The 22,905-nt window shown below is 59.5% G+C and carries 20 protein-coding genes and 1 pseudogene; 11 read left to right on the forward strand and 10 right to left on the reverse strand.

Going from position 1 to position 22,905, the window contains the following annotated elements; all coding sequences use genetic code 11:
* Positions 1-465 precede the first annotated feature (465 nt).
* Positions 466-993 (reverse strand): annotated as a pseudogene (locus tag HMPREF3138_RS25260) (DUF2778 domain-containing protein).
* Positions 994-1,392: 399 nt separating this feature from the next.
* Here HMPREF3138_RS25260 and ypdK point away from each other — a divergent pair.
* On the forward strand, positions 1,393-1,467 hold the full coding sequence (ypdK, locus tag HMPREF3138_RS26200) for a membrane protein YpdK (RefSeq protein ID WP_099782600.1): 75 nt from the start codon (positions 1,393-1,395) through the stop codon (positions 1,465-1,467).
* A gap of 66 nt (positions 1,468-1,533) precedes the next feature.
* Here ypdK and HMPREF3138_RS07990 read toward each other — a convergent pair whose 3' ends face one another.
* From HMPREF3138_RS07990 to HMPREF3138_RS08000, 3 genes are all read right to left on the reverse strand, one after another.
* A complete protein-coding gene (locus HMPREF3138_RS07990) occupies positions 1,534-2,058 on the reverse strand; it encodes a cytochrome b (RefSeq protein ID WP_038876556.1) in 525 nt (174 codons plus the stop codon).
* Between the two features lie 111 nt (positions 2,059-2,169).
* A complete protein-coding gene (gene alaC, locus HMPREF3138_RS07995) occupies positions 2,170-3,399 on the reverse strand; it encodes an alanine transaminase (RefSeq protein ID WP_038876558.1) in 1,230 nt (409 codons plus the stop codon).
* A gap of 119 nt (positions 3,400-3,518) precedes the next feature.
* Positions 3,519-4,058: a GNAT family N-acetyltransferase gene (locus HMPREF3138_RS08000; protein ID WP_038876560.1), complete on the reverse strand. Its 540-nt coding sequence runs from the start codon at positions 4,056-4,058 to the stop codon at positions 3,519-3,521.
* A gap of 168 nt (positions 4,059-4,226) precedes the next feature.
* Here HMPREF3138_RS08000 and HMPREF3138_RS08005 point away from each other — a divergent pair, with 168 nt between their 5' ends.
* The 3 genes from HMPREF3138_RS08005 to HMPREF3138_RS08015 all read left to right on the forward strand — a co-directional run bounded on the left by HMPREF3138_RS08005 (position 4,227) and on the right by HMPREF3138_RS08015 (position 7,994).
* Positions 4,227-5,471, forward strand: a complete 1,245-nt coding sequence (locus HMPREF3138_RS08005) for a DUF1479 domain-containing protein (protein ID WP_038876562.1) — start codon at positions 4,227-4,229, stop codon at positions 5,469-5,471.
* A gap of 100 nt (positions 5,472-5,571) precedes the next feature.
* Entirely contained in the window at positions 5,572-7,263 is a 1,692-nt protein-coding gene (locus HMPREF3138_RS08010) for a sensor histidine kinase (RefSeq protein ID WP_038876564.1), read from the forward strand.
* Positions 7,260-7,994, forward strand: coding sequence for a LytR/AlgR family response regulator transcription factor (locus HMPREF3138_RS08015; protein ID WP_038876567.1), 735 nt, complete (start codon positions 7,260-7,262; stop codon positions 7,992-7,994). Before HMPREF3138_RS08010 ends, HMPREF3138_RS08015 begins: the two co-directional genes overlap by 4 nt.
* 4 nt (positions 7,995-7,998) lie before the next feature.
* Here HMPREF3138_RS08015 and HMPREF3138_RS08020 read toward each other — a convergent pair whose 3' ends face one another.
* Positions 7,999-8,325 carry a DUF2502 domain-containing protein gene (locus tag HMPREF3138_RS08020; RefSeq protein WP_038876569.1) on the reverse strand — a complete coding sequence of 109 codons (327 nt, stop codon included), beginning with the start codon at positions 8,323-8,325 and terminating at the stop codon, positions 7,999-8,001.
* A gap of 397 nt (positions 8,326-8,722) precedes the next feature.
* Between HMPREF3138_RS08020 and HMPREF3138_RS08025 the strand changes: the two genes are divergently transcribed.
* Positions 8,723-9,952 (forward strand): L-lactate MFS transporter, encoded by a 1,230-nt coding sequence (locus HMPREF3138_RS08025; RefSeq protein WP_033635420.1) that lies wholly within the window; start codon positions 8,723-8,725, stop codon positions 9,950-9,952.
* A gap of 68 nt (positions 9,953-10,020) precedes the next feature.
* On the opposite strand, the gene glk is transcribed toward HMPREF3138_RS08025, so the two are convergent.
* A complete protein-coding gene (glk, locus tag HMPREF3138_RS08030; protein ID WP_038876571.1) occupies positions 10,021-10,983 on the reverse strand; it encodes a glucokinase in 963 nt (320 codons plus the stop codon).
* A gap of 310 nt (positions 10,984-11,293) precedes the next feature.
* On the opposite strand from glk, the gene HMPREF3138_RS08035 reads away from it, so the two are divergent.
* A complete protein-coding gene (locus tag HMPREF3138_RS08035; RefSeq protein WP_038876573.1) occupies positions 11,294-12,541 on the forward strand; it encodes an ion channel protein in 1,248 nt (415 codons plus the stop codon).
* Here HMPREF3138_RS08035 and HMPREF3138_RS08040 read toward each other — a convergent pair.
* Both HMPREF3138_RS08040 and HMPREF3138_RS08045 read right to left on the reverse strand, forming a co-directional pair.
* Positions 12,538-13,230 carry an aspartate/glutamate racemase family protein gene (locus tag HMPREF3138_RS08040; RefSeq protein WP_038876575.1) on the reverse strand — a complete coding sequence of 231 codons (693 nt, stop codon included), beginning with the start codon at positions 13,228-13,230 and terminating at the stop codon, positions 12,538-12,540. The genes HMPREF3138_RS08035 and HMPREF3138_RS08040 overlap by 4 nt on opposite strands.
* A 66-nt stretch (positions 13,231-13,296) precedes the next feature.
* Positions 13,297-13,749 (reverse strand): multidrug/biocide efflux PACE transporter, encoded by a 453-nt coding sequence (locus HMPREF3138_RS08045; RefSeq protein WP_038876577.1) that lies wholly within the window; start codon positions 13,747-13,749, stop codon positions 13,297-13,299.
* Positions 13,750-13,847: 98 nt separating this feature from the next.
* On the opposite strand from HMPREF3138_RS08045, the gene HMPREF3138_RS08050 reads away from it, so the two are divergent.
* The gene (locus HMPREF3138_RS08050) at positions 13,848-14,717 is read left to right on the forward strand and encodes a LysR family transcriptional regulator (protein WP_038876579.1); all 870 of its coding nucleotides are present in this window, start codon (positions 13,848-13,850) and stop codon (positions 14,715-14,717) included.
* Here HMPREF3138_RS08050 and HMPREF3138_RS08055 read toward each other — a convergent pair.
* Positions 14,714-16,375 carry an alpha-keto acid decarboxylase family protein gene (locus tag HMPREF3138_RS08055; RefSeq protein WP_038876631.1) on the reverse strand — a complete coding sequence of 554 codons (1,662 nt, stop codon included), beginning with the start codon at positions 16,373-16,375 and terminating at the stop codon, positions 14,714-14,716. The two genes, HMPREF3138_RS08050 and HMPREF3138_RS08055, sit on opposite strands and share 4 nt — an antisense overlap.
* A gap of 188 nt (positions 16,376-16,563) precedes the next feature.
* On the opposite strand from HMPREF3138_RS08055, the gene mgrA reads away from it, so the two are divergent.
* On the forward strand, positions 16,564-17,553 hold the full coding sequence (mgrA, locus tag HMPREF3138_RS08060) for an L-glyceraldehyde 3-phosphate reductase (protein WP_038876581.1): 990 nt from the start codon (positions 16,564-16,566) through the stop codon (positions 17,551-17,553).
* A 223-nt stretch (positions 17,554-17,776) separates the two neighbouring features.
* Positions 17,777-18,187 (forward strand): DUF2502 domain-containing protein, encoded by a 411-nt coding sequence (locus tag HMPREF3138_RS08065; RefSeq protein ID WP_047730148.1) that lies wholly within the window; start codon positions 17,777-17,779, stop codon positions 18,185-18,187.
* A gap of 41 nt (positions 18,188-18,228) precedes the next feature.
* Here the strand turns inward: HMPREF3138_RS08065 and HMPREF3138_RS08070 are convergent, their stop codons facing one another.
* Positions 18,229-19,464, reverse strand: a complete 1,236-nt coding sequence (locus HMPREF3138_RS08070; RefSeq protein WP_038876583.1) for an Nramp family divalent metal transporter — start codon at positions 19,462-19,464, stop codon at positions 18,229-18,231.
* Between the two features lie 377 nt (positions 19,465-19,841).
* Here HMPREF3138_RS08070 and HMPREF3138_RS08075 point away from each other — a divergent pair, with 377 nt between their 5' ends.
* Both HMPREF3138_RS08075 and hpaX read left to right on the forward strand, forming a co-directional pair.
* Complete coding sequence (locus HMPREF3138_RS08075) at positions 19,842-21,029, forward strand: NupC/NupG family nucleoside CNT transporter (protein ID WP_004936373.1); 1,188 nt, start codon at positions 19,842-19,844, stop codon at positions 21,027-21,029.
* A gap of 406 nt (positions 21,030-21,435) precedes the next feature.
* Positions 21,436-22,806: a 4-hydroxyphenylacetate permease gene (hpaX, locus tag HMPREF3138_RS08080; RefSeq protein ID WP_038876585.1), complete on the forward strand. Its 1,371-nt coding sequence runs from the start codon at positions 21,436-21,438 to the stop codon at positions 22,804-22,806.
* Positions 22,807-22,905 lie beyond the last annotated feature (99 nt).

Here is a 22,905-nt window from a genome sequence, read left to right on the forward strand (position 1 = left end):
GAAGGCTAAAAATGGAGTGGAGTCGCCGTCATATTTGGGCCGTTATTCTGCTGTCTTGTCTCGTTTTTTGGGCCATTTTGGTGACCGGCATCAACGCCGTCGCTTGAGCGCCTGCTACCGCATTGCAATACCTAACGCTTAACGTCGCCCATGACTGAGTGATATCAGCCATGGGCGATGAAACAAAACCCCGTGCAGGCCTAAAGACATAATATAAAAATATTATTTAATATCAATCAATTAACCCAAAGCCTTCTTTCAATAACACGAATAATTACCGGGCTTACTATAAGCGTAATAACCAATCAGCCGATAAGTAGCGCTATACCTACAAACCCCTCAATATCGCGCTCACCGAACAAGTTTGCTGTTTTTATCCAAAATGCACGCTCCCCCTGAGTCGAGGGGTCTGAAGGCCTCGCAAGCAAAAATGTCAGTATATAAATGCCAGCCCCTATCAGAAGTTTAATCCCTATTGGGACACGTCTGCTTTCCATTAAGAATGACCTCAATCGTTCCATAAGACATCAGGCCGTTAACTAACCTGACTGGCCGGGTAGAGACTAATGCCTGACGAATAGCTAAAAAGTCAGTCCGATGCTGCAATGTAATACAGCCCAAAGAAATACCTAAAGGGCCTGATGGATGCAAACGGAAATATCCCCGTTTTACCCCATTGATCCATGTATAGTCGTCAATTTTGCCATCTTCACGATAGAGGGCAAACCACTCATATTTGATAACCGGTGTCGATGTCGGCCACGAATAGAAATCATGAAGATCGGTTCTCAACATTCATTTCCAGCCGCCCGTTAGCCTGTTGACGATGTGATAACGGCCCTGAGGGATTGGGCCATTGTCAGGAATAGCCACGCAACCGGCTTGGTTACGATATATTCCATTGCCCGAGTAAGCCAGAAAAGTGCCAACACCGTATATGAGTAAAGGGGAGAACTGAGCATCATTAACGATAAACTCTCCATGTAGCGGCATAGGTAAAACTCCTTTTTACCGTTCATTAGTATAAAATTCGCACAAACACAAAAATCATCTACCGAAAAAGAATACCTGCGGCTATCGTGGGTCAGAAAGTTGGCCTATCCCGACTTAAAAAGCGTTATAAAACAGTCTTCGCTGTGCAAAAAACAGCCGAAAATTGTGATCAAAAACACAGTATTGAAATCAGACCAGTATTGAGAGTACATTAGCGCCGATCCTGTCGCGGTTCGGATTTTACCTCACGGAGCATGAGGCGCGACAACCGGACAACCCGTACGTGGGGCCGTTGTTCTTTCGCTTGGAAGAACCCGCCCGACAGGCAGGTTGCCCATAAAACACTCAGCACAACAATCGGGATCATTGCTGGCGAGGACTCCAGACAGGAGTTGTTCAGTGAAATATTTTTTGATGGGCGTGTCATTCATGCTGGTTGCCTGGGTTGGCACCTTCATGTTGATGGTTGCCTGACAGCAGCCTGACCAAGAACACAGCCAAAGGGACGCGCAAGCGTCCCTTTGTCGTTTCGGCTTGCGATCATTTGCCCGGCATCATGCGACGCAGGGTGTCGTCCTTGCGCAGATAATGGTGATACAGCGCCGCCAGCGCATGCGCGCCAATGATAAAGTAGCCGATGTTTGCCAGCGTCTCATGAACCGTTTTGACCAGCTTGCGCATCACCGGATCCGGCGTCACCCACTGCGGCATCGGCCAGCCCAGCAAAGGCCACGATTTCCCGCCGTAGGCCAGGGTTAACATGCCCAACAGCGGCAACATCAGGAAGACCACGTACAGCAGCCAATGGAAAATCTTGGCGCCTACCTCCTGCCATTCCTCCAGCGGTGGCGTGGTCGGCGGCGCCGCGTGGAAAGAACGCACCGCCAACCGAATCAGCATCAGGGCAAAAACCGATACCCCAAAGTTGAAATGCAGATTTTTGACCATCGGCGCCCACGCCTCCGGCACCGAATCTTTCAACAACATCGCCGCATAGGTGAGGATCACCATCAACAGCGTCAGCCAATGTAAAACGATTTGCGATCGCGCGTAGCGGTTGCTCATACACTCTATCCAAAAAATAAAATTCAGCGTAGTTGAGCATAATGGGGAAATGATGAAGAAAACCTTGGGACGGAAAAAAATAAGGCCGAGCGAACGCCCGGCCTGACAGGATTATTTGCCGCTGCCGGCCTTGCCCGGCTTCAGCAAGCCGTCCGCACGGAACATCGCCTTGATGCCGCGCACCGCCTGGCGGATACGGTCCTGATTCTCGATCAGCGCGAAGCGCACGTGGGTATCGCCGTAATCGCCGAAGCCGATGCCCGGCGAGACGCAGACCTTGGCCTCCGCCAGCAGGCGTTTGGCGAACTCCAACGAACCGAGGTGGGCATAAGGCTCGGGAATTTTCGCCCACACGTACATCGACGCCTTCGGATTTTCCACCATCCAGCCGGACTCGTGCAGCCCCTTCACCAACACGTTGCGGCGCTGCCGATACTGCTCGGCGATATCGCGCACGCACTGCTGATCGCCTTCCAGCGCGGCGATGGCCGCCACCTGCAGCGGCGTAAAGGTGCCGTAATCGTGATAACTCTTGATGCGCGCCAGCGCGCTGACCAGTTCAGGATTACCGACCATGAAACCGATGCGCCAGCCGGCCATGTTGTAGCTTTTCGACAGGGTGAAGAACTCCACCGCAATGTCTTTCGCCCCCGGCACCTGCATGATCGACGGCGCTTTCCAGCCGTCATAGACGATATCGGCATAGGCCAGATCGTGGATCACCAGCACGTTGTACTGCTTGGCCAGCGCCACCACCCGCTCGAAGAAATCCAGCTCCACGCACTGCGCGGTCGGGTTGGACGGGAAGCCGAGGATCATCATTTTCGGACGCGGGATGGTTTCCCGAATGGCGCGCTCCAGCTCACCGAAGAAATCCACGCCGTCCACCAGCGGCACCGAACGCACCTGGGCGCCGGCGATCACCGCGCCGTAAATGTGGATCGGGTAGCTGGGGTTCGGCACCAGCACGGTATCGCCGTGATCGAGGGTCGCCAGCATCAGATGCGCCAGCCCCTCTTTCGAACCGATGGTGACGATGGCTTCGCTTTCCGGATCGATATCCACCTGATAACGATCGGCATACCAGCGCGAAATGGCGCGGCGTAGGCGCGGAATGCCGCGCGAGGTGGAATAACCGTGGGTGTCGTCGCGCTGGGCGACGGCGCACAGTTTTTCCACGATGTGCGGTGGCGTCGGGCCGTCGGGGTTCCCCATGCTGAAATCGATAATATCCTCGCCGCGACGGCGTGCGGCCATCTTCAGTTCGGCGGTGATGTTGAATACGTAAGGGGGAAGGCGTTCAATGCGCGTAAAACGGCGCTGTGGACTGTTATCAGCCATAGGGGATTCCTCGATAGACGTTAGCGCCCGGACCGTCCGAGCGACGCAGGCCAGCGAACTGACCGAATATCGAACATAGCGCAGCGCCGACGAGCTTGTCGATACCCGGCGCGATATTTTTATTTGCCGCCCTGAAACTCCGCCGCCAGCAGCCCGAACAGCCAGTCGTCGCACCACTGCCCCGCCAGACGGAAGTTATCGCGCAGCGTGCCTTCCAGCTGAAAGCCGCACGATTCCAGCAGGCCGCGCGAAGCGAGGTTGCCCGCGGTCACGGTGGCGGTCAGCTTGTGAAAGCCGCAGGCGTTCACCGCAAAATCCAGCACCGCCCGCAGCGACTCCTTGCCATAGCCCTTGCCCTGCCCGGCAGGCAAACTCCCGTATCCCACTTCCGCCTGCCGATACGGCACCCACTGCGGGCGAAAACCGGTAATGCCCACCGCCTCTCCGCTGTGCTTCTCACGCATCACCAGGCACAGCCACTGCTCGCCGTGTTTGTCCCAGGCCGGCAGCCGCTCCTCGAACCGGGTGCGGATCTCCGCTTCGCTGCGCGGATCGGAGATGTAACGGATCACCTCGGGATCTTGGTACAGGCGCAAAAACAGCGGCCAATCCTCGACGGTTATCGACTGCAAACTCAGACGTTCAGTGACCAGCTTCATAAAATCTCCGAAAAACGAAAAAGAGGAACTTACGAATGAAATATATCTCTTTATTTTCCCCGATTGGTTGCCGATAATCATTCACGTTAAAACTACAAAACCATAACGTCTTGCCCGATTCCCTACAACCGCTCGCCGCAGTCACTCACGCGGCACGAGGAGAACACCATGGCCTCTTTAGTCATCGACGATATTCCGCAGACGATCGTTAACGTCAAACGCCAGCTGCGCCAGGCATTGCCGAACTACCGCGACGTATTTCTGGCGCTGGAAGAGAATATCCGCAGCCAGGTCGAACAGATCCGCCGCGAGCTGGCCGCCGGCCACAATCCGGTGCCGCAGATCGACGCGGAAGATATCCTGCAGCAGCGCGTCAGCGAGCAGCAGATAGCGCTGATCAAACAGCGCGGCGCCTGCGCCATTCGCGGCGTGTTTCCCCGCGCCAAGGCCGAGGGCTGGAACCGGGAAATCGGCGACTACCTTGAGCGCAACAACTTCGTCGAGCGGTTGAAAAACGCCGCTGAAGACAACTATTTCGGCAAGCTGGCCGCCAGCAAACCGCAGATTTACGGCATCTATTGGTCGAAACCGCAGGTCGAGGCGCGGCAGGATGCGCGCATGCATGCGGTGCAGGTGTTCCTCAACAGCCTGTGGGCCACCGAGAGCAACGGCAAACAGCATTTCGATCCGACCCGCATCGCCACTTACGCCGATCGCACCCGCCGCCGCCCGCCGAACTCCTCGTCGCTGGGCCTGTCGCCGCACGTCGACAGTGGCACCATCGAGCGCTGGCTGGACGAAAACTTCCGCTATGTGTATCGCCACGTTTTCTCCGGCGACTGGCAGCAGTACGATCCCTTCGCCGCCGACGGCCGCACCGAGGTGCGCGAGATAGCCTCCCCGGCGGTCTGCTCGATGTTCCGTACCTTCCAGGGCTGGACGGCGCTGACGCCGCAGCGCACCAACGCCGGCACGCTGAACCTGGTGCCGATCGCCAACGCCATGGCCTATGTGTTGCTGCGCGCGCTGCAGGACGACGTCGCCGACGACGATCTGTGCGATGCGGCGCCGGGCCGCGCGCTGTCGATCTCGGAAAAGTGGCATCCCCTTTTATTAAGTGGGATTTCCCCTATTCCCGATCTGGAGCCGGGCGACACGGTCTTTTGGCACTGCGATGTGATCCACGCGGTGGAAAACGAGCATAACGGCGAATTCGACAGCAACGTGATGTACATCGCCGCCGCGCCGGGCTGCGAGAAAAACGATGCCTATCTGCAGCGCCAGCTGCCGAGCTTTATCGACGGCAGAACGCCGCCGGACTTCGCCCCCGACGACTTCGAGGTGGATTTCGACGGCCGCGCCACCGCCGACCTGCTGACGCCGCTGGGCAAAACGCAGCTCGGCATGGGCTGATCCCCCCGCCCGTGGCGCGCGCCACGGGCCCCTTTCGCTGTGGTATACTGCCGCCATCCGTAGGCCGCAGCGAGAACCCGTCGTGCACCCTTTTTTTGAAATGCTGTTGGCGGTGTTTGATCGCGCCGCGCTGATGTTGATCTGTCTGTTTTTCCTGACCCGCACCCGGCTGTTCCGCCAACTGCTGCAAAAAGAAGACCATACGCCGCTCGAGCTCGGCATCGTCACGGCGATTTTCTCGCTGTTCGCGCTGTTCAGCACCTATTCCGGCATCAACGTCGAAGGATCGCTGGTTAACGTGCGCGTCATCGCCATTATGGCCGGCGGCATCCTGTTCGGCCCCTGGGTGGGGATCGTCACCGGCATTGTCGCCGGGGTGCACCGCTATCTGATCGACATCGGCGGCATCACCTCGGTGCCTTGTCTTATCACCAGCATCATCGCCGGCATCAGCGCCGGCTACATCAACCTCAAGGTGAAAAAAGAGCAGCGCTGGCGCGCCGGCATCGTCGGCGGCATGCTGTGCGAATCCCTCACCATGCTGTTGATCGTGCTGTGGGCCAAGCCGACCGAGCTTGGGTTGGACATCGTGTCGCAGATTGCCCTGCCGATGATCCTCGGCACGGTGTGCATCGGCCTGATCGTGCTGCTGGTGCAAAGCGTCGAGGATGAAAAAGAGGTGATCGCCGCGCGCCAGGCCAAGCTGGCGCTGGATATCGCCCACAAGACGCTGCCCTATTTCCGCAACATCAACAGCGAATCGCTGGCCACCATCTGCGATATCATCCGCCAGGACATCCGCGCCGACGCGGTGGCGATCACCGATACCCATCAGGTGCTGGCCTACGTGGGCGTAGGGCGCGAAGCCTATCCGATCGGCCGCGAAGGGCTGAGCCGCGTCACCCGCGAAAGCATTCGCCACGGCAAAATCATCATCAAGAACAACCTGGAAAACCCGGCGGCGCCGCAGATCCATTCGCAGCTGGTGGTGCCGCTGTGGGAAAAAGGCGAAGTGACCGGCGCGCTGAAAATTTACTACTGCCACGCCCACCAAATCACCAACACGCTGAAGGTGATGGCGGTCGGGCTGTCGCAGATCATCTCCACGCAGATGGAAGTGTCCCGCATCGAGCATCTGCGCCAGATGGCAGATAAAGCCGAAATGCGCGCGCTGCAGAGCAAGATTAACCCGCACTTCCTGTTCAACGCGCTGAACGCCATCTCTTCCTCTATCCGCCTGAATCCGGACACCGCGCGCCAACTGATCATTAACCTGTCGCGCTACCTGCGCTACAACCTGGAGCTGAACGACGAACTGATCGATATCCGCAAGGAGCTGCATCAGATTCAGGACTATATCGCCATCGAACAGGCGCGCTTCGGCGCCAAGCTGACGGTGATTTACGACATCGACGACGACGTCTCGGTGCGCATTCCGAGCCTGCTGATCCAGCCGCTGGTGGAGAACGCCATCGTGCACGGCATCCAGCCCTGCAAGGGTAAAGGGGTGGTGGTGATCGCGGTGAAAGATCAGGGCGATCGGGTGAAGATTTCGGTGAAGGATACCGGCCACGGCATCAATCAGGAAACCATCGATCGGGTAGCGCGCAACGAGATGCCGGGCCACAATATCGGCCTGCTCAACGTGCACCACCGCGTGTCGCTGCTGTACGGTGAAGGGCTGCATATCCACCGCCTGGAGCCAGGCACCGAAATCGCGTTCTACATCAGCAAAAACGGCGGCAAGCTGCATCAGGAAGCGAGCGCGCCGCCGGTCGGGGAGGCCTCATGAAAGCCATTATCGTAGAAGACGAATTCCTCGCGCAGGAAGAACTCAGCTACCTGATCAAGAAACACAGCAATATCGATATCGTCGCCAGCTTCGAGGACGGCCTCGACGTCCTGAAATACCTGCAAACCCATCAGGTTGACGCCATTTTCCTCGACATCAACATCCCGTCGCTGGACGGCGTGCTGCTGGCGCAAAACATCAGCAAGTTCGCGCATCGCCCTTCGATCGTGTTCATCACCGCCTATAAAGAGCACGCGGTGGAAGCGTTCGAGATCGAGGCGTTCGACTACATCCTCAAGCCCTATCACGAGGCACGCATCGTCACCATGCTGCAAAAGCTGGAGGCGCTGCATCAGCGCCCCGCCGGCGCGGCGGAACCGACCAGCGCACCGAGCCGCGGCAGCCACAGCATCAACCTGATCAAAGACGAGCGGATCATCGTTACCGACATCAACGACATCTACTACGCCGCCGCCGATGAAAAGGTGACGCGGGTCTACACCCGCCGGGAAGAGTTCGTGATGCCGATGAACATCACCGAGTTTTATGGCCGGCTGCCGGAAGAACATTTTTTCCGCTGCCACCGCTCTTACTGCGTTAACCTGTCGAAGATCCGCGAGATCGTGCCCTGGTTCAACAATACCTACATTCTGCGGCTGAGCGATCTTGAGTTTGAAGTGCCGGTCAGCCGCAGCAAGGTGAAAGAGTTTCGCCAGCTGATGCGCCTGTAAGCGCTTACCAGCGCGGGCCCGGACGGTAGTAATAGCCGGGCGGTGGCGGCATGCGGTAATGCGGCCGGTCGCGCCAGTCGCGCGGCGGCGGCCCGTAGTAAATCACCCATGGCGGCGGGCCATAATAGTACCCGCGCGGGCGTTCATACCGGTGGTGATCGGCCCACCAGCGCGGATCGCGCCAGCGATAGCCGTCCCAGTAGTGGCCGCGATTGTCGCGATCGCCGATATGCAACGACAGGCCCGGCACGTTCACGCCGATGGACACGTCGGCCTGGCTCGCCAGCGGCAGCGCCAGCAGCGCGGCCAGTAACAACAGCGTTTTTTTCATTTTATGGACTCCTGCAGAGCGGACCTCGTCCGATCGCAGATAACATAGTCCCGCGCTCATCGCCGCTCTATAGGCGCAATGCCGATTTACGCCTTTCAGACGCATCCTTCACAATTTCACCACAATCATTCACCGGCAGTTAACAATAAATCGTTGATATCTTTGATGTAGATCACGTGCCACCCACGGCATTTCACGCGCTTTTCGGTGCAAAAACGGCAGCTCACGCCGCATAACATGCATTTCATTCCTTCCGCCGTGCAACTCATTCCCGATCCGCCGCCCGCCGGGTGGGCCGGCCATATAATAAGCCCATACCGCGGGAACAAAGCTTCACCCCGCAAATTTCAGCCAGCGGCTCACGCCCGGCAACGCACACACAGGAAGGAGACCGGCCATGAACACCAAACCGGCAAATCGCAGCTTAATCGTTCTCGGCACCATCATCTGTCAGATGGGCCTGGGCACCATCTACACCTGGAGCCTGTTCAACCAGCCGCTGGTCGACAAGTTCCACTGGGGACTGGCGGACGTCGCCACCACCTTCTCCATCACCAGCTTCTTCCTGGCCTTCGCCACGCTGTTCGCCGGCAAGCTGCAAGAGCGCTTCGGCATCCGCAACCTGACGCTGTGTTCCGGCATCCTGGTCGGCCTGGGCCTGATCGCCAGCGCCCACGTCAGCTCGCTCGACATGATCTACCTGCTGGCCGGCGTGGTGGTGGGCTTTGCGGTCGGTATCGCCTATATCTCCACCCTGTCCAACCTGATTAAGTGGTTCCCGGCCAACAAAGGCCTGATTTCCGGCATCTCCGTCGGCGCCTTCGGCAGCGGCAGCCTGCTGTTCAAATACGTCAACGCCGCCCTGATCGCCGACGTCGGCGTTTCCGGGGCCTTCTTCTACTGGGGCGCCATCGTGATGGGCCTGATCGTCGTCGGTTCCCTGCTGCTGAAAGAGCCGGTGCTGGCGACCAACGCCGCGCAGCAAGGCGCCAACGGTCTGGGCAACGACTTCAGCGTGCGCCAGATGCTGGCCACCAAAGAAGCCTACCTGCTGTTCACCATCTTCTTCGCTGCCTGCATGAGCGGTCTGTACCTTATCGGCATCGTGAAAGACATGGGCGTTCAACTGGCCGGGATGGATTTGGCCACCGCCGCCAACACCGTGTCCGCCGTCGCCATCTTCAACACCGCCGGCCGCATCATCCTGGGTACGCTGTCCGATAAAGTAGGCCGTATGCGCGTCATCAGCTTCACCATGCTGGTTACCGTGCTGGCGATTGTCGCGCTGAGCTTCATGACCCTGAACCACACGCTGTTCTTCATCTGCGTCGGCGCGGTAGCCTTCTGCTTCGGCGGCAACATCACCGTGTTCCCGGCGATTGTCGGCGACTTCTTCGGCCTGAAGAACCACAGCAAAAACTACGGCATCATCTACCAGGGCTTCGGCCTGGGCGCGCTGGCCGGTTCGTTCGTCGCCAAATACTTCGGCGGCTTCCACGCCACCTTCATGGTGATTGGCGTTCTGTCCGCCGCTTCTCTGCTGATTACGCTGTTCATCAAAGCGCCGAAGGCAGTGGAAGCGGAAACGGCAGAAACCACCCAAACGGCGGAGCTGGCCAAAGCCTGATACCCCGCGAAAACGACAAGGGGCGCAACCTGTGGGTTGCGCCCCTTTTTTATGCCCCATTTCTGAGCTTACAGGTGCATGCCCAGCGTCTGGCGCAGATGCGCACCGGCACCCAGCAGGCCCGGCTGGCCGTGCGTTATCATGAACACCGGGATTTCGCGCACATAGTCGCGGAAGCGCCCCTTGTCTTCGAAAGCGGCGCGGAAGCCCGAGGCCTTGAAGAATTCCATAAAGCGCGGCACGATGCCGCCGGCGATGTACACGCCGCCGAAGGTGCCCAGATTCAGCGCCAGGTTGCCACCGAAGCGCCCCATGATCACGCAAAACAGCGACAGCGCGCGGCGGCAGTCGATGCAGCTGTCTGCCAGCGCCCGCTCGGTGATGTCCTTCGGCTCCCATTTCTCCGGCAGGCGGTTGTCCGCCTTGACGATGGCGCGATACAGATTGACCAGGCCCGGCCCGGACAGCACACGCTCGGCGGAAACGTGCCCCACTTCCGCGCGCAGCACCTCCAGAATGATGTCCTCTTCTTCGCTGTTCGGCGCGAAATCGACATGGCCGCCCTCGCCCGGCAGGCTGACCCAACGGCGATCGACGTGCACCAGGTGAGCAACGCCCAGCCCGGTACCGGCGCCATACACCGCAATCGGTTTGCCCGGCTGCGCATCGCCGCCGCCAAACTGCAGCACGTCGTCCGACGAGAGCATCGGGATCGCCATCGAGACGGCGGTGAAATCGTTGATCACTTCCAGATGGCTCAGCCCCAGGCTGGCCTTCATTTCTTTGATCGAGAACGCCCAGCTGTGGTTGGTCATCGCCACCCAGTCTTCGGTCACCGGGCAGGCGATCGCGATACAGGCGTCCTGCACCTCGATATCGCACGCTTTCAGGTATTGGCGGATCACCGCCTCCAGGCTGTCGAACTCCAGGCCGGAATAGGTTTTCGCCTGGGTAATCTCACCCGTCGCAACAGTGCACAACGCCAGGCGGGCATTGGTGCCGCCAACATCACCTACGAGGGCATAGGTCATTGATTTCGTCTCCGCAAAATGAAAAATAAAAAGCTGCCCACACTGTAAAATCCTGCTGCAAAAACAACAATCACCCGCCTCGGATCTGCACCCCAATAGCGATCCGGATCACAAAAAACGTTTCAGCTGGCCTGCGGCGCCGCGTTTTGAAACAAATTGCGGCAAAAAACGCCCCCCGGCGACTGTTAACCGTCATCGACGCCGGGCAATATCAATGCGTGCCTGCGCGCCGATAGTCTGGCAAGCTGTGGCCACTGCTCAACCACCCGCTCTCCCTGCCCTGCCGGGAGGCATCGACAAGGGATTATCCATGCTGCATCCGCGCGCCAATGCCATGTTGGCCTTTGCTTTGCCTGCGCTGATTATCGGTTCCGCTTCCAGTCTGGTGCTGCTGTTGGTGATAAAAATTGCCGCCGCACTGCAGCAATTACTGTGGGTGACGCTGCCCGATGCGCTGAGCCTGGGCGCCCAGTCGCCCTGGTGGCCGGTCGCGATGCTGACGCTGACCGGCGTGGCGGTCGGCCTTATCGTGCGCTATATGCCGGGCCACGCCGGGCCGGACCCGGCGACGGAATCGCTGATCGGCATGCCCCTGCCGCTCTCCGCCCTGCCGGGACTGGGGTTGGCGCTGATCGTCGGCCTGGCCGGCGGCGTCAGCCTGGGGCCGGAGAACCCGATCACCGCCATCAATATCGCGCTGGTAGCGGCCGCCGGTGCGCGCCTGCTGCCGAAGGTGCCGCGCATGGACTGGATCATCCTGGCGGCTGCGGGCACCATCGGCGCGATGTTCGGCACGCCGGTCGCCGCCGCGCTGATCTTCTCGCAAACCCTGGCGGGCAACAACGAAACGCCGCTGTGGGATAGGCTGTTCGCCCCGCTGGTTGCCGCCGCCGCCGGCGCGGTCACCACCCAGATGTTCTTCGTGCCCAATTTCGCCCTGCAGCTCGACGCCTACGATGTAACGCGGCTGTCGGACATCTTCAGCGGCGCCATCGTGGCGCTGATCGCCATCGCGCTCGGCATGGTGGCCCTGTGGTGCTTCCCGCACGTTCACCGCCTGTTCCATTCGATGAAGAACCCGGTGTTGATGTTAGGGCTGGGGGGCTTTGTGCTGGGCCTGCTGGCGCTGGTGGGCGGAGAGATAACCCTGTTTAAAGGGCTGGATGAAATGAAGCGCCTCGCGGCAGACGGCAGCTATTCGGTGCCGGCGCTGTTGACCATTACCCTGACCAAGCTGGCGGCGCTGGTGATCGCCGCCGCCAGCGGCTTTCGCGGCGGGCGTATCTTCCCGGCGGTGTTCGTCGGCGTGGCGCTGGGGCTGATGCTGCACCAGCACGTTCCCGCAGTGCCGGCGGCGATCACCGTCTCCTGCGCCATCATGGGGCTGGTGCTGGTGGTCACGCGCGACGGCTGGCTCAGCCTGTTCATGGCGGTAGCGGTGGTGCCGGATCTGCACCTGCTGCCGGTCTTGTGCATCGTGATGCTGCCCGCCTGGCTGGCGCTGGCGGGCAAACCGCTGATGCTGGTGAATCGCCGGCAGCCGCCGCACGACGATTAGGCCAACGCGAACGCCGCGGCGGCGCGGGCGTGGATCGCGGCGGTGTCGAACACCGGCACCGACGCATCCCGCTCGCTCACCAGCAAGCCTATTTCGGTGCAGCCGAAAATAATCCCCTGCGCGCCCTGCTGCTCCAAATCGCTGATGATCCGGCGATACTCGTCGCGCGAGGCATCGCGAATTTTACCCAGGCACAGTTCGTCATAGATGATGCGGTGTACGATGTCGCGATCGGCGCTGACCGGCGTCACCACGTCGATGCCGTGCAATTCCTGCAGGCGGCCGCGATAGAAGGTCTGCTCCATGGTAAAACGCGTGCCCAGCAGCCCGACGCGGCGAATGTTTTTTTCCCGCACCTGCAGCGCCGTGGCATCGGCGATGTGAATCAGCGGCAGGCCGCTGGCCTGCTCGACCGCCTCCGCCACCTTGTGCATGGTGTTGGTGCAGATCACGATAGCTTCGGCGCCGGCGGCGCGCAAAGCCACTGCGGCGGAGGCCAGCAGCCGGCTGGCGCCGCCCCAATCGCCCTGGTGCTGCAAGCGTTCAACCTCCTGAAAATCGACGCTGTAGAGCACGATTTTGGCCGAGTGCAGCCCGCCGAGGCGCGCCTTTACCTGCTCGTTGATGGTGCGGTAATAAGGAATGGTGGATTCCCAGCTCATACCACCCAGCAAGCCCAACACTTTCATCATTCGTTCCTCAGCATTTCCGACGATCCTCTGACCTTACCTGAGAATCGCCGGGCTGACGACGCCTTATTTGGCGCCGGAATTGATCGGCTGGCGCGCTTCGAACCAGCGCTGGCGCAGCGTGTCGTACAGCCAGTTATAGGCCATGGTGTACGGCAGGAAGAACAGGAAGAAACCGATTTCCAGCATAAACGCCTGTGCCCAGGAGATGCTCAGCATCCAGGCGGCGATCGGCACGCCGATCAGGATAAAACCGGCTTCAAAGCCGACGGCGTGCAGCGCACGCACTTTCAGGTTACGCACCACCCGGCCGACCGGCCACAGGCGGTCGAACACCGTGTTGTAAACCATGTTCCACAGCATCGCGACGGTGGAGAGCATCACCGCCAACGCACCGACCTGCACCATTGAGCGGTTCAGCAGCCACGCGCCCAGCGGGGCGCAAACCATCACGGCGATGGCCTCGAAACCGACGGCGTGGACGATACGTTCAATGAGAGACTTGTTTTGCAGTTGCATACATCACCTTTTTTCAACAGTTGTTGCGAAAGCCAGGTGATTATCATCGTTTTTTCAGGTAGGTTAAAAATAGGTTCCATCGATAAAGTAGATAGGTTATGCACTATTCTCCGGAAGCGCTGCATGCGTTTGTCGAAGCCGCCGCCCTCGGCTCGTTTTCCGCCGCCGCGCGCAAGCTGCGCAAAAGCCAATCCACCGTCAGCACCGCCATCGCCAATCTGGAGGCCGACCTGGCGCTGACGCTGTTCGATCGCAGCGCGCGCCAACCGGTGCTCACCGCCGCCGGCCGCAAGGTACTGGGGCATGTGCAGGCGATCCTCGCGGCCAGCGAACGGCTCGATGCCCTGAGCATTCAGCTGGCGGGCGAGGTTGAACCGCGCCTGAGCATGGTGTTTTCCGATACCTACCAGCCCAAACATCACGATCGGTTGATGCAGCTGTTCGAACAGCGCTACCCGGAGATTGAGCTGGAATGGATGATCGCCGAGGAAGGCGACGTTATCGATCTGCTGCAAAGCGGCCGCGCGCATTTGGGCATGGTGGAAGTGCAAAAAAGTTATCCGCCGGATATCGCCTTCTCCCGGCTGCCTGAGCAGACCGGAATGGGGCTGTTCGTCGCCCATCAGCACCCGCTGGCCCAGGTCGCCGCGCCAACGCCGGAGCAGCTGTCCAGCATCCGCCAGCTGATCCTGAATACCTACACCGGCGCCGAAGCGGCCAGACAGGGTGGCCTGGTCTGGTCGGCACCCAGCTATCTGCTGTTGCTGGAGATGGCGGAACAGGGGTTCGGTTGGGCGGTGCTGCCGCACTGGCTGGTGCAACAATACGGCCACGGCAAACTCACCCAGCTGCGGCCGCGCGGCTGGCCAAAACTGATTTCGGTGGATGCGGTCTGGTCCAAACTGACCCCGCCGGGCCCGGCGGGGTTCTGGATGCTGGATCGCCTGCTGGGCGATACCCAGCCTTAAGCGGCGGCGTTGCGTGCCTGAATGGCGCGCGAGACGGTATCGAGCAGTTCCGGCATGTCCATCTTCGGCAGCATCACTTCGATGAAGGCCAGCCGATCGTCGTCCGCGACCTCGCGTAGCGCCTGGCGCAGTCCGTCCGGATCGCTGACCCGCAACGTCTTCACCGGCCGCTCGCCGGCCAGCGCCGGCGGCAGCTGCGTCCAGTTCCAGCGCGCGATGTCGTTATAACGTTGCTCCGGTCCGTGGATCGCGCGCTCGATCGTGTAACCCTGATTATTCAGCACGAAGATCACCGGCTTAAGCCCGTCGCGCAGCATCGATCCCAGTTCCTGTACGGTCAGCTGCGCGGCGCCGTCGCCGATCAGCAATATTGCCCGCCGCTGCGGTTCGGCGGTCTGTACGCCGAACGTCGCCGGCAGGGTATAGCCGATCGATCCCCATAGCGCCTGCACGATCAGGCGGCAGCCACGCGGCAACGTCAACGCCGCCGCGCCGAAACAGGCGGTGCCCTGATCGGCCAGCACGATATCCCCGGGCCGCAGGAAATCCTGTATCTGCCGCCAGAAGGCGTGCTGATCCAGCCCTTCCCCATCGGTTTCCGGCAGCGTCGGGCGGACGATCGGCGGCAACGGCCAGCGTGACGCCAGCGACAGGCTCAGGCGGTGCAGCGCCTGCACCGCCTCGCGCATCGGAATGCGGCTAAAGCGCTGCCGCCCGACCCAGGCTTCGAACGGTTGAATGTCGATGCATTTTTCCACCGGCAAATGATGCGTGAAACCGGCGGTAATGGTGTCGGTCAAACGCACGCCGACGTTGATCACCACATCGGCGTTTTCGATAAGCTGTTTCACCGCCGGATCGCTGGCGCCGCCGCAGTAGGTCCCGACAAACCCGGCTCGGTTCTCATCCAGCACGCCTTTGCCAAGCAGCAGCGTAGCGTGCGGAATGTCGACCGCCTGCAGCCACTCGTCCAGCGCCGCTTCGGCACCGAAGCGATCGACCAGGAAGTCCGCCAGCAGCGATACCCGCCGCGCCGGCAGCAGCTTTTCGCGCGCTGCGGCGATAAATGCCTGCAATGCGCTGCGCGACAGTTTGGCCTGACGCAGCATCAGCGGCGCCGGTTTGGCCGACAGCGGCGCTTGTGCGACGTCGCTGGGCAACATCAGGTAAACCGGGCGATGCTCCAGCAAGGCGACGCCGATCAGGCGGTCTATCTCCACGGCGGCGTTGTCGGCGGTCAGGTCGGCCTGTGCGACGGTCACCTCTTTGGCTATCCGGGCGAAGTGGGTAAAGTCGCCATCCCCCAGCGAATGGTGCAGCAAATCACCGGCGCGCTGGGCGCGCTGCGCCGGCGTGCCGACCACGTGGATCACCGGCAGGTATTCGGCGTAACTGCCGGCCACCCCATTCAACGCGCTCAGCTCCCCCACACCAAAGGTGGTGAGCAGCGCCGCCGCCGGTTTGCAGCGAGCGTAGCCGTCGGCGGCATAGGCGGCGTTCAGCTCGTTAGCGCAGCCTACCCAGGTGATTTGCGGATGAGCGAGAACGTGATCGAGGAATTGCAGGTTGTAATCCCCCGGCACGCCGAAGAAATGACGGATGCCGATTTGGGCCAGACGATCGAGCAGATAATCGGCCACCGTATAGGTCTGAGTCATGATCATCACCTGTCTGCAGCTGGAGCGATTATCTTAAGTATCGAAGATGCCGTTCAAATTTCGAACAAACGTTCCTGCCTCGATCGGCAACCTGGCGTTACATGCCGGCGCTGTGATCGCTCCCCCGGCAGCGCGGTGTGAAAGCGTATACACTCAAAGCACTTCCCCTCCCGCCGACAAGGATAACCATGTCCTACCAAGCCTCCCCTACGCGTTATCAAGATATGGAATACCGGCGCTGCGGCCGCAGCGGGCTGAAGCTGCCCGCCGTCTCGCTCGGGCTGTGGCACAACTTCGGCGACGCCACGCTGTACGACAACGCCCGCGGCCTGATCCGCTGCGCCTTCGATCGCGGCATTACCCATTTCGATCTGGCCAACAACTACGGCCCGCCGCCCGGTGCCGCCGAGGAAAACTTTGGCCGCATTCTCAACGGCGATCTGCGGGCCTGGCGCGATGAGCTGATCGTCTCGTCCAAAGCCGGTTACACCATGTGGCCCGGCCCCTACGGCGATTGGGGCTCGAAAAAGTACCTGGTCGCCAGCCTCGATCAGAGCCTGAAGCGCATGGGGTTGGAGTATGTGGATATCTTTTATCACCACCGGCCGGATCCGGACACGCCGCTGGAAGAAACCATGGCGGCGCTGGATCTGCTGGTGCGCCAGGGCAAAGCGCTGTATGTCGGCCTGTCTAACTACCCGGCCGAACGCGCGCGGCAGGCATTCGACATTCTGCAACGGCTGGGCACGCCGTGCGTGATCCACCAGCCGAAGTATTCTATGTTGGAACGCACGCCGGAGGCGGGATTGCTGGGCACATTGGCGGAGCATGGCGTCGGGTCGATCGCCTTCTCGCCGCTGGCGGGCGGCCTGCTGACCGACCGCTACCTGCACGGCATCCCGCAAGATTCCCGCGCCGCCAGCGGCAGCCGCTTCCTGCAGCCGGAGCAACTGACCGCCGAACGGCTGGACAAGGTGCGCCGCCTCGATGCGCTGGCGCGGCAACGCGGGCAGAAGCTGTCGCAAATGGCGCTGGCCTGGGTGCTGCGCGGCGATCGCATCACCTCGGTGCTGATCGGCGCCAGCAAGAATGCGCAGATAGAAGACGCGGTGGGCATGCTGGCCAATCGCCACTTCAGTGAAGAAGAGCTCGTACAGATCGAACAAATCCTATTGTAATCGCTTACAAACACCGCCGCTCCACCGAGCGGCGATCCCCCAGAAAAATCTCAAATCTCGGCCTGCGGCGCCGTTTTCAGAGTGGCTCTCAGATTCAACCCTACGCGCCGGCGCTATGATGCCGATATTGCAGCAAAAATAACGATAAGGCCGCTTTTTAAACTGATGAACGCGCTTCATAAAGTGATTAACGGCCAGGCCGCGCAAGCGGAAAGGAGAAGTCATGTTTAAACCTCTGCTCTTGGCTGCCATCTTGGCGGCGACGGTGTTGCCCGCCGTACAGCAGGCTCACGCCGAAGGGCTCAGCATCGATCTGATGCCGGGCGTTTCATTGCGCATCGGCGATCAGGACAATCGCGGTCGTTACTGGGACGGTTACGACTGGCGCGATCGCGACTGGTGGCAAGGCCATCAGGGACGCTATCTCGGCGATCGCAGCCCGCGCGGCTATTACTGGGATGGCTATCGCTGGCGCGACCGCGACTACTGGCGCAAATATTACTACTCGCGCGACGGGCGCTATTACAAATGCGACCATCATTGCGACAAGCATTACTGGAAGAAAGAGAAAAAACACCACCATGATCACGATCGCGATCGCTGGCGTCGCCACGGCGATGACGACCGCGATTAACGACAACGGGCCGGCGCAACGCCGGCCCGCACTGTTTTCGCCTACAGCACACTGCCGATCAGCAAGTAACCATTCAACCCCACCACCACCAACACGATCAGCTTGCCCAGGTTTTGCACCACGGGGCCGTTAACCATCTCCCCCATCAGCGCCCGATTGCCGGTGAAAGCCAGCAGCGGCACCAGCGCCAGCGCAATGCCGAAGCTGAGCAGCACCTGGCTCAGCACCAGAATGCGCGTGGCGTCCATCCCCAGCATGATGACGATAAACGATGGCAGCATGGTCACCGCGCGGCGCAGCCACAGCGGGATATGGAAATGCACGAACCCTTGCATCACCACCTGCCCCGCCAGCGTACCCACCACGGTGGAAGAAAGACCGGCGGCCACCAGGCTCAGGCCAAACACGGTGGCGGCAGCTTGCCCGAGCAGCGGTTGCAGCGTCAGATAGGCCACGTCGAGATCGGCGATGCCGCTGTGGCCGCTGAAATGAAACGCGGCGGCGGCAGTGGCCATCATCGCCAGGTTGACGAAACCGGCGATGGTCATGGCGACGGCGACGTCGACTTTGGTGGCGGCATAGCGCTCCGCCTTATCATGCTCACCGCCGACTTGGGTCAGCGACGAATGCAGATAGATCACGTGCGGCATGATGGTGGCGCCCAATACCCCGGCGGCCAGAAATACCGCATCGCCGTTAGGCAGATCGGGCAGCGCCATGCCTTTCAGTAGCGGCGCGAGCTGCGGCTGGGAGAACGCCAGCTCGACGATATAAGCGGCGGCGACGAACAGCAGCAGGCCGCCAATCACCAGCTCCAGCGGCTTTTGCCCGCGCTTTTGCAGCATCAGAATTAAAAAGGTGGCGATGCCGGTCAGCACCGCGCCCTGCAACAGGGAAACGCCGAGCAGCAGCTTGAAGCCGATCGCCGCGCCGATAAACTCGGCCAGATCGGTCGCCATGGCGATGATCTCCGCCTGCACCCAATAGGCCCACACCGCCGGCCGCGGAAAGCGATCGCGAATATGCTCGGCCAGGTTTTTCCCGGTGGCGATGCCCAGCTTGGCGGACAACAGCTGGATCAGCATCGCCATCACGTTGGCCCAGACCACCACCCACAGCAGGCTGTAGCCGAACGAGGCGCCGGCCTGGATGTTGGTGGCGAAGTTACCGGGATCGATATAGCCGATAGCGGCGATGAAGGCGGGCCCCATCAGCGAGAGTTTGATTTTTCTGGCGGAGCGCCCGGAGGTGGTTTCAACCACGCGACTGTTCAGCATATGTTGAACCCTTACTGAAATTACGTTTATCTCCACTCTATATAAATGATAATAATTATCAAGCGCATTTATAGTGGTAAAACTTATCTCTGCAATAGCCAACATTAACGGTTTTATCGAAGGGTTCAGCGCGGAGCTTGCCGATTTCCGTGCTTTTCTGATGGGGTTTGGGCTGCAATACCCCTGAAAGACAGGTTAGCACAAGAATACGAATTTCCTATTGCTGCTTTAACGTCTTGATTTTTTATGCTTTTGCGCAAAACTTTAGGAGAACTCCCACTATGATTTTCCATATTTGCAATAGAAGTCTCGTTTTTAAACGTAGCGTTACATAAAATGACAGCCGAAATTCAGCCTGCCTCAAATTTGGAGCAAACATGTCCCATATTGCGCACTTTGCGTTGGCGATAGTGGTGGTGGCGATCCTGGCCCTGTTGGTGTGCCGCGATCGTAAAAGCATCCGCATTCGCTATGTTATTCAACTACTGGTTATCGAAGTACTGCTGGCCTACTTTTTCCTGCATTCGGAAGCGGGTTTGGGCTTCGTAAAAGGATTTGCCGCGCTGTTTGACAAACTGCTCGGGTTTGCGGGACAAGGGACTGATTTTGTATTCGGCGGCATGGGCGACAAAGGCCTGGCGTTCTTCTTCCTGAAGGTGCTGTGCCCGATCGTCTTCATTTCGGCGCTGATCGGTATTCTGCAGTACATCAAGGTGCTGCCGTTCATCATCCGTATTATCGGTACCGTGCTGTCGAAAGTGAACGGCATGGGCAAGCTGGAGTCGTTCAACGCCGTCAGCTCGCTGATCCTGGGCCAATCCGAAAACTTCATCGCCTACAAGGATATCCTAGGCAAGATGTCGGAAAAGCGCATGTACACCATGGCGGCGACCGCGATGTCTACGGTGTCCATGTCCATCGTCGGCGCCTACATGACCATGCTGGACGCCAAGTTCGTGGTGGCGGCGCTGGTATTGAACATGTTCAGCACCTTTATCGTGCTGTCGCTGGTCAACCCGTACGACACCAATAAAGAAGAAGAGCTGCACCTCGGCAACCTGCACGAAGGCCAGAGCTTCTTCGAAATGCTGGGTGAATATATCCTGGCCGGCTTCAAAGTAGCGATTATCGTTGCCGCGATGCTGATCGGCTTCATCGCCCTGATCGCCGCGCTCAACGGTGTGTTCAGCGCCATCTTCGGCCTGAGCTTCCAGGAAATCCTCGGCTACTTCTTCTATCCGTTCGCCTGGATCATGGGGATTCCTAAACACGAAGCCCTGCAGGTTGGCAGCATCATGGCCACCAAGCTGGTTTCCAACGAGTTCGTGGCAATGATGGAGCTGCAGAAAGTGTCTGCCGAACTGTCGCCGCGCAGCCTGGGGATCCTGTCGGTGTTCCTGGTGTCCTTCGCCAACTTCTCCTCCATCGGCATCGTGGCCGGTGCGATCAAGGGCCTGAACGAACACCAGGGCAACGTGGTGTCGCGCTTTGGCCTGAAGCTGGTGTACGGCTCTACGCTGGTCAGCATCCTGTCCGCTTCCATCGCGGGTCTGGTGCTGGGCTAAGCGCCAACCGGATTTACGTTCAGAGGCCCGAATATCGGGTCTCTGTCGTTACGGGCACAGCGCGCCCAAGCCGCAAGCCCTTCATTCACACCAAGCCCCGCTTTTTTGATTATTGAAACACCGACCTGCGGTTCACGTGAAACCTCGCCCCGCAAAATGCCGCCCCTTCAGCCTGCCTGCCAACCCCAAAATCGATTCATAAAACACCACATGCGTTACAAAATTGTATCAAAAAAGTAAAAATAAATATCATCAGGAAAGGGTTCTCCTTATAACAGCGATAACGCCGCGGATTGAGCATAACAATCACACCGTAAAACAGCGCTCTCGTGAGTTTCAGACGTATCTGCGGCGTAACGGGCTAATGACGCCCTCTTTCAATACCGACGAACAAGGAGAATGCCCGATGACCGTTCATATCCCCGCCCAGCCAACGCAGCACTCGCCACCGGCATCGCAAAATCGGGATGCCGAGCGAGCTCGCCACGAACAGGCGGTAATCCAAAAATTATTCCGCAGGTTGATGCTGTTTCTGTTCGTTCTGTTCGTTTTCTCTTTTCTGGATCGTATTAACATCGGCTTCGCCGGGCTGACGATGAGCCAGGATCTCGGTCTGACCAGCACAATGTTCGGCATGGCGACCACATTGTTCTATGCGATGTACGTTATTTTCGGCATTCCCAGTAACATTATGCTGGGTATTATCGGCGCACGACGCTGGATTGCCATCATCATGGTGATTTGGGGCATCGCTTCAACCGCCACGATGTTCGCCACCGGCCCCAACAGCCTGTATGCGCTGCGCATGCTGGTGGGGATCGCCGAAGCGGGCTTTCTGCCTGGCTTGCTGCTTTATCTGACCTACTGGTTTCCTGCCCATTATCGTGCGCGCGCCAACGCACTATTCATGATCGCCATGCCGGTGACGATGGCTCTCGGTTCGTTGGTTTCCGGCTATATCCTCAGCATGGATGGCTTGATGGCGCTGAAGGGCTGGCAATGGCTATTCCTGCTGGAAGGCTTGCCGTCAGTGCTGCTCGGCGTGATCGTGTGGTTCTATCTCGACGACAGTCCGGCAAAAGCCAAGTGGCTGACCGAAGAGGATAAGACCTGCCTGAGCGCCATGATGGAAAAAGACCGCCTCAACCGCGAGCAACCCGAGCGTCAGCATGCCGAAAGCGGTCTCTGGCGCGACGTTCTTACGCCAACCGTCATGCTGTATACGGTTGCGTATTTTTGTCTGTGCAACACGCTGAGCGCGCTCAGCGTCTGGACACCCTTGATCCTTAAGAGTTTCAATCAAGACAGCAGCAACATCGCCATCGGGCTCCTCAGCGCAGTGCCGCATATATGCACCATCGCCGCCATGATCTGGTGGAGCAAACGTTCGGATCGTCTGCAAGAGCGTAAACGCCACACGCTGCTGCCCTACCTCTTCGCGGCCGCGGGCTGGATACTGGCCGCACACGGCGCCACCGGCGCGATGCAATTGCTGGGGGTCATCATGGCCTCTGCCGGCGCATTTTCGGCGATGGCGATATTCTGGACGACCCCGGATCGCTCCATTAGCCTGCGCGCCCGCGCCCTTGGCATCGCCGTAATCAACGCCACGGGGAATCTGGGGTCTGCCGCCAGCCCGCTGCTGATCGGCTGGCTGAAAGATATGACGGGAAGCTTCAATCCCGGTTTTTATCTGGTGGCCGGGTTGCTGATACTAGGAGCGTGGATCGTGGCGAAGATACCCATGAGCGTCAGCCCACCGAGAGAGAAGACCTAGAGCCCGGCATCGATGATACCGTTTGAGAAAAGCAAAAAGCCGACCCTAAGGTCGGCTTTTTAAATGGTGGTGGAGCTAGACGGGATCGAACCGTCGACC

Origin of the sequence: Serratia sp. HMSC15F11 (assembly GCF_001808215.1) — a bacterium.
Taxonomy (GTDB): Bacteria; Pseudomonadota; Gammaproteobacteria; order Enterobacterales; family Enterobacteriaceae; genus Serratia; species Serratia nevei.

What these genes read in the sequence shown, in the direction of transcription:
- HMPREF3138_RS07990 (WP_038876556.1), bottom strand. Translation starts at nt 2,058, where the DNA reads ATGAGCAACCGCTACGCGCGATCGCAAATCGTTTTACATTGGCTGACG.
- alaC (WP_038876558.1), bottom strand. Translation starts at nt 3,399, where the DNA reads ATGGCTGATAACAGTCCACAGCGCCGTTTTACGCGCATTGAACGCCTT.
- HMPREF3138_RS08000 (WP_038876560.1), bottom strand. Translation starts at nt 4,058, where the DNA reads ATGAAGCTGGTCACTGAACGTCTGAGTTTGCAGTCGATAACCGTCGAG.
- HMPREF3138_RS08005 (WP_038876562.1), top strand. Translation starts at nt 4,227, where the DNA reads ATGGCCTCTTTAGTCATCGACGATATTCCGCAGACGATCGTTAACGTC.
- HMPREF3138_RS08010 (WP_038876564.1), top strand. Translation starts at nt 5,572, where the DNA reads ATGCTGTTGGCGGTGTTTGATCGCGCCGCGCTGATGTTGATCTGTCTG.
- HMPREF3138_RS08015 (WP_038876567.1), top strand. Translation starts at nt 7,260, where the DNA reads ATGAAAGCCATTATCGTAGAAGACGAATTCCTCGCGCAGGAAGAACTC.
- HMPREF3138_RS08020 (WP_038876569.1), bottom strand. Translation starts at nt 8,325, where the DNA reads ATGAAAAAAACGCTGTTGTTACTGGCCGCGCTGCTGGCGCTGCCGCTG.
- HMPREF3138_RS08025 (WP_033635420.1), top strand. Translation starts at nt 8,723, where the DNA reads ATGAACACCAAACCGGCAAATCGCAGCTTAATCGTTCTCGGCACCATC.
- glk (WP_038876571.1), bottom strand. Translation starts at nt 10,983, where the DNA reads ATGACCTATGCCCTCGTAGGTGATGTTGGCGGCACCAATGCCCGCCTG.
- HMPREF3138_RS08035 (WP_038876573.1), top strand. Translation starts at nt 11,294, where the DNA reads ATGCTGCATCCGCGCGCCAATGCCATGTTGGCCTTTGCTTTGCCTGCG.
- HMPREF3138_RS08040 (WP_038876575.1), bottom strand. Translation starts at nt 13,230, where the DNA reads ATGAAAGTGTTGGGCTTGCTGGGTGGTATGAGCTGGGAATCCACCATT.
- HMPREF3138_RS08045 (WP_038876577.1), bottom strand. Translation starts at nt 13,749, where the DNA reads ATGCAACTGCAAAACAAGTCTCTCATTGAACGTATCGTCCACGCCGTC.
- HMPREF3138_RS08050 (WP_038876579.1), top strand. Translation starts at nt 13,848, where the DNA reads ATGCACTATTCTCCGGAAGCGCTGCATGCGTTTGTCGAAGCCGCCGCC.
- HMPREF3138_RS08055 (WP_038876631.1), bottom strand. Translation starts at nt 16,375, where the DNA reads ATGACTCAGACCTATACGGTGGCCGATTATCTGCTCGATCGTCTGGCC.
- mgrA (WP_038876581.1), top strand. Translation starts at nt 16,564, where the DNA reads ATGTCCTACCAAGCCTCCCCTACGCGTTATCAAGATATGGAATACCGG.
- HMPREF3138_RS08065 (WP_047730148.1), top strand. Translation starts at nt 17,777, where the DNA reads ATGTTTAAACCTCTGCTCTTGGCTGCCATCTTGGCGGCGACGGTGTTG.
- HMPREF3138_RS08070 (WP_038876583.1), bottom strand. Translation starts at nt 19,464, where the DNA reads ATGCTGAACAGTCGCGTGGTTGAAACCACCTCCGGGCGCTCCGCCAGA.
- HMPREF3138_RS08075 (WP_004936373.1), top strand. Translation starts at nt 19,842, where the DNA reads ATGTCCCATATTGCGCACTTTGCGTTGGCGATAGTGGTGGTGGCGATC.
- hpaX (WP_038876585.1), top strand. Translation starts at nt 21,436, where the DNA reads ATGACCGTTCATATCCCCGCCCAGCCAACGCAGCACTCGCCACCGGCA.